This is a genomic window from Devosia beringensis, assembly GCF_014926585.1.
In the GTDB taxonomy this organism is placed as follows: Bacteria; Pseudomonadota; Alphaproteobacteria; order Rhizobiales; family Devosiaceae; genus Devosia; species Devosia beringensis.
In genome coordinates this window covers 3,940,440-3,953,681 of the sequence record NZ_CP045422.1, presented here as the reverse complement: position 1 = coordinate 3,953,681, position 13,242 = coordinate 3,940,440, and the positions used below count along the sequence as shown (strand labels likewise).

At 65.6% G+C, this 13,242-nt stretch carries 10 protein-coding genes; 3 read left to right on the top strand and 7 right to left on the bottom strand.

All coding sequences use genetic code 11. The annotated features are described in order from the left end of the window. Positions 1–4 precede the first annotated feature (4 nt). Positions 5–2,290: a ribonuclease R gene (gene rnr, locus GDR53_RS19205; RefSeq protein WP_193336016.1), complete on the bottom strand. Its 2,286-nt coding sequence runs from the start codon at positions 2,288–2,290 to the stop codon at positions 5–7. 144 nt (positions 2,291–2,434) lie between these two features. Here rnr and GDR53_RS19200 point away from each other — a divergent pair, with 144 nt between their 5' ends. After that, the gene (locus tag GDR53_RS19200; protein WP_193336015.1) at positions 2,435–3,478 is read left to right on the top strand and encodes a dipeptidase; all 1,044 of its coding nucleotides are present in this window, start codon (positions 2,435–2,437) and stop codon (positions 3,476–3,478) included. 137 nt (positions 3,479–3,615) lie between these two features. Here the strand turns inward: GDR53_RS19200 and topA are convergent, their stop codons facing one another. Continuing rightward, complete coding sequence (topA, locus tag GDR53_RS19195) at positions 3,616–6,276, bottom strand: type I DNA topoisomerase (protein WP_193336014.1); 2,661 nt, start codon at positions 6,274–6,276, stop codon at positions 3,616–3,618. Positions 6,277–6,530: 254 nt separating this feature from the next. Between topA and GDR53_RS19190 the strand changes: the two genes are divergently transcribed. Beyond that, a complete protein-coding gene (locus GDR53_RS19190) occupies positions 6,531–7,562 on the top strand; it encodes an aldo/keto reductase (protein WP_193336013.1) in 1,032 nt (343 codons plus the stop codon). 120 nt (positions 7,563–7,682) lie between these two features. Here GDR53_RS19190 and dprA read toward each other — a convergent pair whose 3' ends face one another. The 5 genes from dprA to ruvX all read right to left on the bottom strand — a co-directional run bounded on the left by dprA (position 7,683) and on the right by ruvX (position 12,599). Then, a complete protein-coding gene (gene dprA, locus GDR53_RS19185; RefSeq protein ID WP_193336012.1) occupies positions 7,683–8,807 on the bottom strand; it encodes a DNA-processing protein DprA in 1,125 nt (374 codons plus the stop codon). Positions 8,808–8,810: 3 nt separating this feature from the next. Further along, positions 8,811–9,419: a glycerol-3-phosphate 1-O-acyltransferase PlsY gene (gene plsY / locus GDR53_RS19180; RefSeq protein ID WP_193336011.1), complete on the bottom strand. Its 609-nt coding sequence runs from the start codon at positions 9,417–9,419 to the stop codon at positions 8,811–8,813. A 335-nt stretch (positions 9,420–9,754) separates the two neighbouring features. After that, entirely contained in the window at positions 9,755–11,047 is a 1,293-nt protein-coding gene (gene pyrC / locus GDR53_RS19175) for a dihydroorotase (protein WP_193336010.1), read from the bottom strand. Continuing rightward, the gene (locus tag GDR53_RS19170; RefSeq protein ID WP_193336009.1) at positions 11,044–12,033 is read right to left on the bottom strand and encodes an aspartate carbamoyltransferase catalytic subunit; all 990 of its coding nucleotides are present in this window, start codon (positions 12,031–12,033) and stop codon (positions 11,044–11,046) included. Before GDR53_RS19170 ends, pyrC begins: the two co-directional genes overlap by 4 nt. 95 nt (positions 12,034–12,128) lie before the next feature. Further along, positions 12,129–12,599 carry a Holliday junction resolvase RuvX gene (ruvX, locus tag GDR53_RS19165; RefSeq protein ID WP_193336008.1) on the bottom strand — a complete coding sequence of 157 codons (471 nt, stop codon included), beginning with the start codon at positions 12,597–12,599 and terminating at the stop codon, positions 12,129–12,131. A 70-nt stretch (positions 12,600–12,669) separates the two neighbouring features. On the opposite strand from ruvX, the gene GDR53_RS19160 reads away from it, so the two are divergent. Next, positions 12,670–13,203 carry a hypothetical protein gene (locus tag GDR53_RS19160; RefSeq protein WP_193336007.1) on the top strand — a complete coding sequence of 178 codons (534 nt, stop codon included), beginning with the start codon at positions 12,670–12,672 and terminating at the stop codon, positions 13,201–13,203. Positions 13,204–13,242: the final 39 nt, after the last annotated feature.

The window sequence follows — 13,242 nt, the reverse complement described above, 5'->3', positions numbered from 1 at the left end:
CACATCACCTCTTCTTGCGGCCCTTGGGCCCGAATGACTTAGGTGGGCGCTTGTTGCCCCGTCGAACAGATGACGGATTGACGCGCTCCCCCTCCGACAGCAGCTCGAAGCGCAGCGCCCCGGCCACCGGCGCGGCTTCCAGCAGCCGGACGGTGACGCGATCGCCCAGGGTGAACTTCTCGCCGCCACGATCGCCGATCATCGATTGGCGCTCCTCGACATAGCGATAGAAGTCCTGGCCCAGGCTCGACGCCGGGATGAAACCATCGGCCCCGGTCTCGAGCAGGCGCACGAAGAGGCCCGAGCGGGTGACGCCGGATATGCGGCCCTCGAAACGGGCGCCGATCTTTGTCGCGAGGAATTGGGCCAGCAGGCGGTCGGCGGTTTCGCGCTCGGCCCGCATGGCCCGGCGCTCGGTGGCCGAAATGTGCTGGGCGATGCCGGGCAGGTGCAGCAGCTCGGTTTCGCTGAGGCCATCATCGCCCAGGCCGAGCGCCTTGATCAGCGCGCGATGCACGATCAGATCGGCATAGCGGCGGATGGGCGAGGTGAAATGGGCATAGCGGTCGAGATTGAGACCGAAATGGCCGTAATTGTCGGCATTGTACTCGGCCTGGGCCTGGCTGCGCAGCACCATCTCGCTGACCTGCTCGACATTGCCCGCCTTGCGCGACTGCGCCAGGATGCCGTTGAAATCGCTGGCGCGGACGCTGTCGGATTTCTTGATGGCAATATCCAGCGAGCCCAGGAAATCGCGCAAAGCCTGCAGCTTTTCCGAGCTCGGCTCGTCATGCACCCGATAGAGCAGGGCAGATTTCTTCTGCTCGAGCGTTTCCGCGGCCGCCACATTGGCGGCGATCATCATTTCCTCGATGAGGCGATGGGCTTCGAGCCGGTCGGGAATGTGGATGTCGCGCACCATGCCCTTGTCGTCGAGCAGGATCTTGCGCTCGGGCAGATCGAGCGCCAGCGGGCCACGATGGTCGCGCGCATGCGCCATGGCATCATAGGCGGCGTAGAGCGGGCGCAGGATGGGGTCGAGCAGCGGGCCGGTCTGCTCGTCCGCCTTGCCGTCAATGGCCGCCTGGGCCTGCTGGTAAGAGAGTTTGGCGGCAGAGCGCATCAGGATGCGATGGAAGCTGTGGCTGCGCTTCTTGCCATCGGCGCCGATGATCATGCGCACGGCCAAGGCGGCGCGCGGCACGCCTTCTTTCAGCGAGCACAGCTCGTTGGAAATGCGCTCGGGCAGCATGGGCACGACGCGATCAGGGAAATAGACCGAATTGCCGCGGGTATAGGCTTCGCGATCGAGCGCCGTGCCGGGGCGGACATAGGCGGCAACGTCAGCAATGGCGACGATGACAATATGGCCACCCTTGTTGGCGGGGTCGGTATCGGGCCGGGCATAGACGGCGTCGTCATGATCCTTGGCATCGGCCGGATCGATGGTGATCAGCGGCACGTCGCGCCAGTCCTCGCGACCCTTGAGACCGATCTCGCTGGCCTCGTCGGCCTCGCGGATCACCGAGGCGGGGAAGCGATAGGGGATTTCGAGGTTGTGGATGGCGATCAGACTGACCGCGCCCTCGGACATGGGGTTGCCGATGACGGCCACCACCTTGGCGCGGGGGATCATCAACCGGCCGGAAAGTTTGACCTCGACTTCGACGAGGTCGCCATCGCCGGCCGTCAACAGGTCGCCCAGCGGGATCCGCATTTCTTTCTGCTTGCGATCGACCGGGATGAGGCGGGCGCCGTCATCGTCCATGCGGACAATGCCGATCTGGCCGCGGCGCGGCTTGTCGAGGATCTTCATCGCCTTGGCGGTATAGACCGGAATCTCGGCATCGCCGGCATCGATGCGCGCCAGGATGCGATCGCCCGGCGCCGGAGCGACGCGGGCATCGCGGCCGCTCAGCACGGTGACACGGGGCTTTTCGCCTTCCTCGTCATTCCACTGGGCGGGAAAGGCATGCATGTCTTCGGGATCGGCATCGGCGGGGATGTCGAGCACGGTGACATGGGGCAGGGCGGCGGTGCGGCGCAGCGCCTTGCGGGTGCGGGTGATGACACCCTCGCCCTCGAGCTCGGCCAGCATGGCCTTGAACGGGCGGCGCATATCGCCGCGAATGCCGAACACCTTGGCCAGATCGCGCTTGCCCTTGATGTCGGTCTGCTCGGCCAGGGCCGCCAGCAATTGCTCGCGACTGGGCAGGGCATCGGCGCGCGGCGCCGTTGGGCGGCGGGGGCCGGAGAGGTTTTTTGGTTTTGTGGGTTTTTTGACTGTCATGTTGCAAGACATGTAGGTGATGCCGGCCAGTTTGCCAAATACAGACGGCTTCACTTTGCCAGGATGGCGATCCGAGGGCCAAAGCCGGTCGCAACCGCGCGTGCTTCGTGCTGGTATCAGGCCAACAGAAAGCGATTCCTTGCCATGACCATTCCCTTCTTCGACGGCCACAACGATACCCTGCTCAAGCTGCTGGAGGCCGAGGGGGACAAGGAAAGGCTGTTCATCGAGGGCATGCCAGCGGCCGATATCGACCTGCCGCGGGCCAAGGCCGCGGGCATGGCGGGCGGGTTCTTTGCGATGTTTCCGCCGCCGCTCAAGGGCAATCTGGGTTCGGTCGTGGCCGGTGCCGGCAATGCCAAGGGCGAACTGCCACCCGAACTGGGGCTGGCCGACGCCCAGGCCTCGACGCTGGCGATGACGGCGATTGCGCTGCAGATCGAGCGGGCCGGCGGCATGGCTATCTGCCGCAGCGCGGCGGAGATCCGCGCGGCGGTCGCCGGCGGCACGCTGGCGGCGGTGCTGCATATCGAGGGGGCCGAGGCCATCGATACTCGCTTCGACGCGCTGGAGGTGCTCTATGCCGCCGGGCTGCGATCTATTGGCCTCGTCTGGAGCCGGGCCAATGCCTATGCCAGCGGCGTGCCGTTCCGCTTTCCCTCCGATGCCGAAATCGGCCCGGGGCTCAGTGACGCCGGCAAGGCGCTGGTCAAAGAATGCAATAGCCGCGGCATCATGATCGACCTCAGCCATCTCAACGCTGCCGGCTTCCGCGACGTCTCGGCGCTCAGCGACAGGCCGCTGGTGGCGACCCATTCCAATGTGCATGCCATCTGCGCCAATTCGCGCAACCTGGTGGACTGGCAGCTGGCGGCCATCGCCGAGAGCGGCGGGATCGTCGGGGTCAACTATGCCGCCGGCTTCCTGCGGCCGGACGGGCAGTGGCTCAAGGATACGCCGATGGAAGTGGTGGTGCGCCATGTGGATGCGCTGGTCGCGGCGCTGGGCGAGGATGGCGTGGCTTTGGGAAGCGATTTCGACGGGGCCATGCTGCCGGCCGAGATCGGCGACGTCACCGGCGTGCCCAAACTGCTGCAGGCACTGCTCGACAAGGGTTATGGCGAGGAACTGGTCGGCAAGATCGCCTATGGCAACTGGCTCAAGATGATCGAGCGCACGATCGGGTAGGACTTCCCCACCTAGTCCCTGGCCCCCACCTAACCTCCCCCTGAAGGGGGAGGGACCGATCGGGGATGGGGCAACATTACGGCCTACCCACAGCACGACTCCTCCCCCTTCAGGGGGAGGCTGGGTGGGGGTGCTTGCTAGAACGGCACGTCTTCGTCGGCGACCACATTCTTCTTGGCGGCAGGCTTTTTCGCTGCCGGTTTCTTGGCAGCGGTCGCCTTGGTCGCTGTCGCCTTGGCGGCAGCAGGCTTCTTGGCCGCCGGCTTTTTCGCCGCGGCCTTCTTCGCCGGCGCCTTCTTGATCTTGGCGCCGGTGACCTCGGCGCGTGCAGCGATCCAGCCCAGGGCCTGTTCCACCGTCACCGTCTCTGGCTGCACATCCTTGGGGATGGTGGCGTTTATCTTGCCCTGGTTGACATAGGGGCCGTATTTGCCGGCGCGCACGGTGATCGGGCCATTGTCATGCTCGAAAGTGGCGATGGCGGCGACGCTGCCGGCACGCTTGAAGCCGCCCTTGGCCTTTTCGGCCAAGAGATCGACGGCGCGGTTGAGGCCGACGGTAAAGACCTCTTCGACGTCCGGCAGATTGGCATATTTGCCATCGCTGAGGATGAAGGGGCCATAGCGACCCAGGCCCGCGGTGATCGGCAGGCCGGTTTCGGGATGCAGGCCGACATCGCGCGGCAGCGACAGCAGCTTGAGCGCACCTTCCAGATTGATCGTGGCGGCGTCCCAGCCCTTGGGAATCGAGCTGCGCTTGGCCTCCTTGCCGCCGGCATCGCCGAGCTGGACATAGGGGCCGAAGCGGCCGGTCTTGAGGAAGACCTCGTCGCCCGATTCCGGATCGGTGCCGAGCACGCCATCACCCGGCGCCGCCTCGGAGGACTGGCCGGTGGCGGCGTCCGAGAGCTGCATGGTGTGCTTGCATTCGGGATAGTTCGAGCAACCGATAAAGGCGCCGAACTTGCCCAGCTTGAGCGACAGCTGACCGGTGCCGCAGGTGGGGCAGCGGCGCGGGTCGGACCCATCTTCCTTTTCCGGGAAGATGCGGCTGGCCAGGGCGTCATTGAGTACGTCGAGGACTTCGGAGACGCGCAGATCCTTGATCTCGGTGGTGGCGGCGAAGAAATCCTTCCAGAAATCGCGCAGCACCTGCTTGTAGTCGAGCGTGCCGGCCGAGATCTCGTCGAGCTGCTCTTCGAGACCGGCGGTGAAGCCATATTCGACATAGCGGCTGAAGAAGTTTTCGAGGAAGGCCGTGACGATGCGGCCGCGATCTTCGGGATGCAGCGCCTTGCCCTCAAGGCGGACATAGTCTCGGTCCTTGAGCGTGGTCAGGGTCGCGGCATAGGTGGAGGGCCGGCCGATGCCGAGCTCTTCCATCTTCTTGATCAGGCTGGCTTCGGTGTAGCGACTGGGCGGCTGGGTGAAGTGCTGCTCGATGTCGACGGCCTGGAGCGCCGGCTTGTCGCCGACAGCAATGGGCGGCAATTCGCGGCTTTCCTCGTCCTCGTCATCGGGCTCATCGGACTTGACCTCGACGCCATAGAGCTTGAGGAAGCCAGAGAACGTCACGACCGAGCCGACGGCGCGCAGCTCGACATGGCGGCCGGGGACATTGACGGCAATGTCCACTGTGGTCCGGTCGATCTCGGCCGAGCGCATCTGGCTGGCCAGGGTCCGACGCCAGATCAGGCCGTAGAGCTTGGCTTGGTCGGCATCCAGAGAGAGGCTTTCAGGGCGCTTGAACATATCGGTGGGACGGATGGCCTCGTGCGCCTCCTGGGCATTCTTGGCCTTGGTCTGGTAGATGCGCGGCTTGTCGGGGAGGTACTCCTCGCCGAAATACTTGCCGATCACCGAACGGGCCATGGCAATGCCTTCGGGCGCCATCTGCACGGCGTCGGTACGCATATAGGTGATGAGGCCGTCTTCGTAGAGCCGCTGGGCGATCTGCATGGTGCGATTGGGCGACAGGCCCAGGCGCGAGGATGCGTCCTGCTGCAGGCTCGAGGTGGTGAAGGGCGCATAGGGATTGCGCTTGGTCGGCTTCTTGTCGACGGCCGAGACATTAAACTGGCCGGCTTCGATGAGCTTTTTGAGCTCGGCGGCGTTTTCGCCATCCTTGATCGCCAGCTTGTCGGTTTTCTTGCCATCCACCGACAGCAGGCGGGCGAGGAAGCTTTTGCCGGCCTGGGCCAGCTTGGCCTCGACTGACCAATATTCGTCGGGCTTGAACTTTTCGATCTCGCTCTCGCGATCCGAGACCAGGCGCAAGGCCACCGACTGGACGCGACCGGCCGAGCGCGAGCCGGGCAGCTTGCGCCACAGGATGGGCGAAAGGGTGAAGCCGACGAGGTAATCGAGCGCGCGGCGGGCCAGATAGGCATCGACGAGCGGCATGTCGATCTCGCGCGGCACCTGCATGGCCGCCAGGATCGCGTCCTTGGTGATGGCGTTGAACAGCACGCGGCGGACGATCATGTCCTTCTTGATGACTTTTTTCTGCCGGAGCACATCCAGCACGTGCCAGGAAATGGCCTCGCCTTCGCGGTCAGGGTCAGTCGCCAGGATCAGTTCATCGGCGCCCTTGAGGGCTGCGGCAATGTCGGCAATGCGCTTCTTGGAGGCCGTATCGACCTCCCAGGACATGGCAAAATCTTCGTCGGGACGGACCGAGCCATCCTTGGCGGGCAAATCGCGGACATGGCCGAAACTGGCCAGGACATGGTAGTCCGAGCCCAGATATTTGTTGATTGTCTTGGCTTTAGCCGGACTTTCAACGACAACGACCTTCATGGAATACCTGTCCGCAACCGCTTTTATGGAAGAGCGCGCAACATGGTGAAGCCGGAACAAAGTGTCAACGGGCACATTGTGACCGGACCTGCCCTCCCCAAAGGGGAGAGAAATCTTGCATACAAGATGGGGCCGGTGCAGACTCGGCACGTGCGCTGTTCTGCGCCGGACCCAATCATATTGCGGCTGACTTGTGCCTGCGCTCCTGCGCGGAAGTCGGTAGCCCATCGGGTCGATCATGAGGAGATTGAATAATGCAGTATCGCAAGCTCGGTAATAGCGGCACCGTCGTTTCGGCCTACGCCCTGGGGACGATGACCTTCGGCGCGGAATCGGACGAGGCCACGTCATTCCAGCTGATGGATGATTATGTCGCGGCCGGCGGCAATTTCATCGACACCGCCAATGTCTATAGCGCCGGCGTGTCCGAGGAGATCGTCGGCCGCTGGCTCAAGCGCAAGCCCGGAGTGCTGCGCGACCTGGTGATCACCACCAAGGGCCGCTTTCCCATGGGGCAGGGGCCCAACCATCTCGGCCTCTCGGCCAAGAACCTGCGCGAGGCCCTGGACGCGTCGCTCAAACGCCTGGGCGTCGAGCATATCGACCTCTACCAGATGCATGCCTGGGACGCGCTGACGCCGATCGAGGAGACGCTGCGCTTTCTCGATGACGCGATCGGTAATGGCAAGATTGCCTATTACGGCTTTTCCAACTTCCTCGGCTGGCAGCTGACCAAGGCGGTCTGGACGGCCAAGGCCAAGGGCTTTGCCCCGCCGGTGACGCTGCAGCCACAATATAACCTCTTGGTCCGCGACATCGAGCACGAGATCATGCCGGCGGCGCTCGATGCCGAGATCGGCCTGCTCCCCTGGTCGCCTCTGGGTGGCGGCTGGCTGAGCGGCAAATACAAGCGCGACCAGATGCCAACCGGGGCGACGCGCCTGGGCGAAGACCCCAAGCGCGGCATGGAGGCCTTCGACAAGCGCAATGCCAAGTCGATCACCTGGGACGTCATCGGCGCCGTGGAAGACCTGGCCAAGGCGCGCGGCGCCAGTATGGCGCAGGTAGCCCTGGCCTGGGTGGCGGCGCAGCCGGCGGTGACCTCGGTGATCCTGGGCGCACGGACGACGGCGCAACTCAAGGATAATCTGGGCGCCGCCGACTTGGTGCTGAGCGCCGAGGAGATCGCCACGCTGACCGATGTCAGCAAGCCGGACATGAGCGACTATCCCTATGGCCCCGGCGGCATCGGCCAGCGCAACCGCAAGATCGAAGGCGGGCGGTAGGACCCCCACCTAACCTCCCCCTGAGGGGGAGGGATCACATCCGGTTTTTGGCACGATCGTGCCGTAGACACCGCGCTGGTCCTCCCCCTCCAGGGGGAGGCTGGGTGGGGGCTGGAATCGCTACAGATATTTCAGCGCCACCAGCTGCCCGCTCGACCACTCGATCTGGCCGGCGAGATCCAGTTCAAGCAGCAGCATCTGCATGGCGCTGGCGGAAAGGCCCGATTGTCGGATCAGTTCGTCGACATCCATCGGCGTGGCGCTGAGCGCCGACAGGAGCCGGGACTTGTCGCTGTCGCTGGGCGGCGCCGCTTCGGCGGCGAGGTCGGGCTGCCAATCGCCTTCAAAAAGGCTGGTGCGGGCCGGGTCGGCGCTGCCCAGGGTGTCGATGATGTCGGCGGCACTGATGACCAGCCTGGCGCCTTGCTGGATCAGCAGGTTACCACCCTCTGCCCGCGGATCGAGCGGCGAGCCGGGGACGGCAAAGACGTCGCGGTCCTGCTCCAGCGCCAGCCGGGCGGTAATCAGCGAGCCACTGCGCTGCGCGGCTTCCACTACCACGACACCCAGGGAAAGTCCCGAAACCAAACGGTTGCGGCGCGGAAAGTCGCGGGCGCGGGGTTCCCAGCCCAGCGGCATTTCGGTGAGTAAGGCCCCGCCAGCGTCGAGAATATCATGTGCCAGGCCAATATTCTGCTCGGGATAGATCTTGTCGAAGCCACCGGCCAGCACGGCAATGGTGCCGGTGGTCAGACTGGCGGCGTGGGCGGCGGCGTCGATGCCGCGGGCGAGACCCGAGACCACGGTATAGCCGGCAGCCCCCAGATCGGTGGCCAGCAGGCGCGTCATCTTGATGCCGGCCGACGAGGCATTGCGCGCGCCGACAATGGCCACTGTGCGCTGCCAGTCAAGCGCCGCGCCGCCGGCCAGGGTCAGCAGCGGCGGGGCGCCGGCGATGAAGCGCAGCAGCGGCGGGTAATCGGCATCGCTGCGGGCGACGAGGCGGGCGCCATAGCGGGCAAGGCCGGCCATTTCGTCCTCGGCTTCGGCCTTTGTGGTGATGCGGACGGGCTTGCCAGCGCGGCGCGTCAGGTCGGGCAGGGCCTCGAGCGCGGCCTCGGCCGAGCCGAAGCGACTCAAAAGCTGGTTGAACGTGGCCGGACCGACATTGTCGGTGCGGATCAGGCGCAGCCAGGACAGACGCTGCGCCGGGGTCAGTATTGTGGCACCCGGGTCAGGCGCCATCGATCAGATGGTTTTCTTGCCGCCGCCGATCGTCGGTTCGGTGCCGGCGATCAGGCGGACAATGTTTTCGCGGTGCTGGAAGAACAGCAGCAGCGCCATGAGAGCGGCCGTTGCGGCGAGGCGTTCATCGACCACGACATAGGCAAAGATCGGCGCCGTGGCGCCGGCGGTAAGGGCGGCCAGCGAGGAGAACTTGCGGGCAAAGGCAATGAACAGCCAGACCGCGCAGAAGATCAGCCCGACCGGCCAGCTCAGCGCCAGCAGCGAGCCGATAAAGACGGCGACGCCCTTGCCGCCCTTGAAGCCGAGCCAGACCGGAAAGCAATGGCCGACAAAGGCGCCCAGGCCCGCCAGCATGGCGGCTTCCTCGCCCCAGAGCCCGCGCGCCAGCAGCACCGGCATGGCGGCCTTGGCGGCGTCGAGCACGAGGGTCGCGGCAGCCAGCCAGCGATTGCCGGTGCGCAGCACATTGGTGGCGCCGATATTGCCCGAGCCGATGGCGCGGATATCGCCCAGCCCGGCAGCCCGGGTCAGCAGCAGGCCGAAGGGGACCGAGCCGCACAGATAGCCCAGGACGGCGGCGTAGAGCAGCGGGAGAATGTCGAAGGGCATGGGGGCGATATCCTTTTGGCGTGGATGAGAAATACCCCGGCGGCCGGTTGCACCGCAAGAGGGGAGTGGGTGCCGCCGTCTATCCTCCACCGCTTGCGGGGGAGGGGCTTCGAGCCGGCCGAAGGCAAAATCGCTCCGGTGGAGCGATTTTAGGTGAGGAGGCCTTGAGAGCTAAGCTCGAAAGGCCCGCCGTCAGGCGGTGTAGGGGGGTGCCGCGCCCCCGATGATGATGCCCGAGAGCGTGAACGGGCCATGGATCTGCGCGTGGGCTCCCCTCTCCACCACGCTATGCGTGGTCCCCCTCTCCCGTGAACGGGAGAGGATGAGATCGAGCCTCAGTCTTCGTGCAAATACACCGTCTCGCCGCCGACGATCGTCCGCATGACCTTGCCCGCAAGGCGGGCGCCCTCAAAGCTGGTGTTGCGGGAGCGGGAGCGCAGCGCGGTTTCGTCGACCTGCCAGGGATAGTCGAGATCGACCAGGATCAGGTCGGCCGGCGCACCCACGGCAATGCGGCCGGAGGACAGGCCGAGAATTTCGGCGGGGCGGCTGGTCATGGCGCGCAGGACCGTGAGGATTTCGACATCGCCAGAATGGACCAGGCGCAACGCGGCGGCGAGCAGGGTTTCAAGGCCGATGGCACCGTCCGAGGCTTCGGCAAAGGGCTGGCGCTTGACCTCGGTATCCTGCGGATCGTGATCGGAATGGATGGTGTCCACGGCGCCGCTGCGCAGGCCCTCGATGATGGCCTGGCGATCGTCTTCCGAGCGCAAGGGCGTCGACAGCTTGAAGAAGGTGCGGTAGCGGCCGATGTCGTTCTCGTTAAGCGCGAGGTTATTGATGGAAACCCCTGCCGTAACTGACTTGTTACGCTTCTTGGCGGCGGCGACCAGCTCCACCGAGGCGGCGCAGGAGATCTGGGCGGCGTGGTATTTGACGCCGGTCAGGGCGGCCAGCTGCAGGTCGCGCGCCAGCGGAATGGTCTCTGCTTCGCGCGGAATGCCCTTGAGGCCCAGAATGGTGGCGAACAGGCCTTCATTCATCACGCCGGGGCCGGTGAGATCGGTATCGCTGACATGGTGCACGAAGGTCAGGCCGAAATTGGCGGCATAGCTCATAGCCGTGCGCAGCATGGAGGTGCACTGGATGGAGTGGCGGCCATCGGTGAGGCAGACGGCGCCGGCCTCCTGCAGCAGGCCATACTCGGTCATCTCGGTGCCGTTGAGGCCCTTGGTAATGGCGCCAGCGGGCAGCACATTGACCTTGGAAGTGGCCTTGGCGCGGCGGATGAGGAAATCCACCAGCGCGCCATCATCCACCACCGGGGTGGTATCGGGCATCATGACAAAGCTGGTGACGCCGCCGGCAGCAGCAGCCTCGCCGGCCGAGGCCAGGGTTTCGCGATATTCCTTGCCCGGCTCGCCGGTAAAGACGCGCATGTCGATCAGGCCCGGTGACAGCATCAGGCCATGCGCATTGATCACTTCGGCGCCGTCGGGCACGCCAATGGGCCTGCCGATGGCGATCTCGGCGATGAGGCCATTCTCGACCAGCACAGCGCCGACGGCATCGGTGCCGGAGGCCGGATCAAGGATGCGGGCATTTTCAATCAGCAGGGGGGCGGTCATGCCTCGTTCCTCGTCGGCAGCAGGGCATCGAGCACGGCCATGCGCACGGCAACGCCCATTTCCACCTGCTCGTTGATCACCGACTGCACGCCATCGGCAATGGCCGGATCGATCTCGACGCCGCGGTTCATCGGCCCGGGATGCATGACAATGGCGTCCGGCTTGGCAAAGGCCAGCTTTTCCGCGTCGAGGCCGTAGAAGCGGTAATATTCGCGCACCGAGGGGATCATGCGGCCCTGGGCGCGCTCATGCTGCAGGCGCAGCGTCATCACCACATCGGCGCCCCTCAGGCCCTCGCGCATGTCGGTGAAGACCTCGGTGGCGAGGTTTTCGATGCCCGCCGGCAGCAGGTTGCGCGGGGCGATGACCCGGGTGCGCACATTGAGGGCGCCCAGCAGCAGCAGATTGGAGCGGACCACGCGGGAATTGGCGATGTCGCCGCAGATGGCGACGGTCAGCCCGGAAATGCGGCCCTTGTGGCGGCGGATGGTGAGGGCGTCTAGCAAGGCCTGGGTCGGGTGCTCATGCGCGCCATCGCCGGCATTGATGACGGCGCAGCCGACCTTCTGGCTCAGCAGCTCCACGGCGCCAGCCGCCGAATGGCGCACCACGATGACGTCGGGGCGCATGGCATTGAGCGTCGCGGCGGTGTCGATCAGGGTTTCGCCCTTGCTGACCGAACTGGTCTTGACCGACATGTTCATCACCAGGGCGCCCAGGCGCTTGCCGGCGATCTCGAACGAGCCCTGGGTGCGGGTGGAGGGCTCGAAGAACAGGTTGATCTGCGTCTTGCCGCTAAGGGTGGGGTGGCTTTTGCGCTCCTGCCGGCTGACCGGCACCATGGCTTCGGCGCGGTCGAGCAGATCCACGATCTCGTGTTGCTGCAGATCGGCGATCGAGAGCAGATGGCGCTGATTGAACGGGGGATAATCGCCGGAGGAGCCGGCGGACGACGTCGAGGCTGTGCTGGCGCGAGCTTGGGCCATGCGCTCCCATTCCCTAAGTTTGCAGCGGTGTAGCGGAGGGGGGGCCGCCGTTCAACAGCTTGTTGAATTTTCCACGCCGCAGTTGCGGCTGCAGGTCAGGCGTGGCGCAGCCGGTCCAGCGCGCCCTGCAGGATATAGCTGGCGGCCAGCTTGTCGACGACCTCGGCGCGGCGGTCGCGGCGCATGTCGGCCTGGATCATCATGCGGGTGACGGCGCTGGTGGAAAGGCGCTCGTCCCAGAAGGCGATGGGCAGGGTGATGCGCTGCGCGAGGCTGCGCGCAAAGGCGCGGGTCGACTGCACGCGCGGGCCTTCCGAGCCATCCATGTTGAGCGGCAGCCCCAGGATGACGGCGACAATGGCGTTCTGCGCGATCAGTTCGTCGAGGCGAATGGCGTCGGCGGTGAATTTGGTGCGCTTGATGGTTTCGAGCGGGGTGGCCGAATAGCGCATGCCGTCGGAAATCGCCACGCCAATGGTCTTGGTGCCCAGGTCGAGCCCCATGATGCGGCCGGTCGCGGGAATGCCGGCCAGCGGATTGGCGAAGTCTTGCGTTTCTTCAGTCATGCCGTGCTCGCTTGCCACAATGGAGCCGTCCTATAGGCTGCGGCAGGATTTGGCGACTGGAAAGCTTGGCATGAAACTGACCTGGTTCGGCGGCACGACGCTGCGCATCTATATTGGCGGGATGATCGTGGTGCTCGACCCGGCCGGCGCACCGGCGGGAATCGATGCGGCCGAGCTGGTCGCCGGCGCCGACAGCGTTGTCGCTGATTTTGGCGCCGGGCTGCCGGCTGTCGAGACGGCGAGCTGGAAGCCGCAAAAGCCGGCGCGGCCCCTCGACGACGACAGTGATGCCCCGGTGGTCAACTGCTGGTCGGCGGGAGCCGATGCCGTGCTGGTGGATGCCATGGGCGAGGCGCCGCTGCTGCTGGTGCGCGGCGCCGTGCCGGCACTGGGGCGCTGGGCCGACGGGGCCGTGGTGGTGCTGTTCGGCGATGGCGCCGGGCTGGCGGCGATCGGCCTGGCGGTGCTGGCGCAGCGCGCGCCGCGGCTGCTGGCACTGGCCGGGGACGAGGCTGCGGTCGATATGGCCATCGCCATCCTGCGCGAGGGGCTGGACGGCAGCAGTCTCGTGGCGCTCGAGGCCGGGCTGGCGCTGGAAATCTGATCGGGCGCATCAGAGCTTTTTATTGTCTTTTCCGGGCCG

What these genes read in the sequence shown, in the direction of transcription:
- GDR53_RS19160 (WP_193336007.1), top strand. Translation starts at nt 12,670, where the DNA reads ATGAAACTGACCTGGTTCGGCGGCACGACGCTGCGCATCTATATTGGC.
- plsY (WP_193336011.1), bottom strand. Translation starts at nt 9,419, where the DNA reads ATGCCCTTCGACATTCTCCCGCTGCTCTACGCCGCCGTCCTGGGCTAT.
- rnr (WP_193336016.1), bottom strand. Translation starts at nt 2,290, where the DNA reads ATGACAGTCAAAAAACCCACAAAACCAAAAAACCTCTCCGGCCCCCGC.
- ruvX (WP_193336008.1), bottom strand. Translation starts at nt 12,599, where the DNA reads ATGACTGAAGAAACGCAAGACTTCGCCAATCCGCTGGCCGGCATTCCC.
- topA (WP_193336014.1), bottom strand. Translation starts at nt 6,276, where the DNA reads ATGAAGGTCGTTGTCGTTGAAAGTCCGGCTAAAGCCAAGACAATCAAC.
- pyrC (WP_193336010.1), bottom strand. Translation starts at nt 11,047, where the DNA reads ATGACCGCCCCCCTGCTGATTGAAAATGCCCGCATCCTTGATCCGGCC.
- GDR53_RS19190 (WP_193336013.1), top strand. Translation starts at nt 6,531, where the DNA reads ATGCAGTATCGCAAGCTCGGTAATAGCGGCACCGTCGTTTCGGCCTAC.
- GDR53_RS19200 (WP_193336015.1), top strand. Translation starts at nt 2,435, where the DNA reads ATGACCATTCCCTTCTTCGACGGCCACAACGATACCCTGCTCAAGCTG.
- dprA (WP_193336012.1), bottom strand. Translation starts at nt 8,807, where the DNA reads ATGGCGCCTGACCCGGGTGCCACAATACTGACCCCGGCGCAGCGTCTG.
- GDR53_RS19170 (WP_193336009.1), bottom strand. Translation starts at nt 12,033, where the DNA reads ATGGCCCAAGCTCGCGCCAGCACAGCCTCGACGTCGTCCGCCGGCTCC.